Annotated in this window: 1 protein-coding gene and 1 pseudogene; both read left to right on the top strand. The window is 64.9% G+C overall.

What is annotated here, in order from left to right:
* On the top strand, positions 1-363 hold a 363-nt coding region (locus tag ACWGO0_RS37450), incomplete at its 5' end, for an ABC transporter permease (RefSeq protein ID WP_453544888.1).
* Between the two features lie 254 nt (positions 364-617).
* Positions 618-803: pseudogene (locus ACWGO0_RS37445) on the top strand (IS110 family transposase); the annotation flags it as partial.
* Positions 804-1,017: the final 214 nt, after the last annotated feature.

The raw sequence follows: 1,017 nt of genomic DNA, 5'->3' as shown, positions 1-1,017 counted from the left end.
GCCACCGCTCTGGAATGGCTGGCAGCGTTCGGACTGCTCACCCTGTTCTCCCTGGCACTCACCTGGATCGCGGTCGGCATGGGCATGGCCAGCCCCAACGCCGAAGCCGCCAGCAACATGGCCATGCCACTAATCCTCCTCCCCTTCATCTCCAGTGCCTTCATCCCCGCCAACACCATGCCCGGCTGGTTCCAGCCCATCGCCGAGTACCAGCCCTTCACCCCCGCCATCGAAACCCTCCGCGGCCTCCTCCTCGGCACCGAGATCGGCCATAACGGCTGGATCACCGTCGCCTGGTGCCTCGCACTCACCACTCTCGGCTACCACTGGACCAAAACCCAGTTCAACCACAACTCCGAATAACCCGTCATGACAACACAAACCACCCCGGAGAACGAGGCACCCCACCCGCAAAGACCACGTCGAACGACAGGCCCTGAACGCCCGCGACCACACCCTGCCCAGCCGGCAGGCGGCCATTGCGCATCCCCGGTGGCGTTGGCACCCGGCCGGCTTGACGAGCCGGGGGCACCGAACGGTCAGGCTTGTTCGGTGGCGCGGATGAGGAGTTCGTTGAGCGCCAACGTGGCGCGGGCGGATAACGATGCAGCCGACCGCGTCAGCCCGGACGACGCCGGCTGGTCACGCTGATGCGGCCCAAGGCCCCGCGGATGACCGAGCGGCGGGTCGAAGGCATCCTCACTCCCCTGGACGAGCAGACTGTCACCGTTCCCGGCACGAATGCGGCTGCTCTGATCGTCCCAAGCCTGACCGGCCTCCTTGACCAGCGCCAATTGCTAGCCGGAATGGGGAGCTGGGTGCGTGCAGGCCGGCGAATGGATGCGCCACGCGCAGGTCTCTGATCAGGCCGGTGAACGCTCAATGACACCAACCGTGCAGTGGTCCAACTTCAGTGGCAATCAATCATTGAGCGTTTTCAGCCTTGCCTCTCCAGGGTGAGGACGGCTTTGGCGATTGACGTCATGCGGTTCGGGCTGCATCGCGATCTTCGGAAGA

This window comes from Streptomyces sp. NPDC055749 (genome assembly GCF_053617235.1).
Note: the sequence above shows the minus strand (reverse complement) of the source record. Positions and strands in the feature narration are given on the sequence as shown.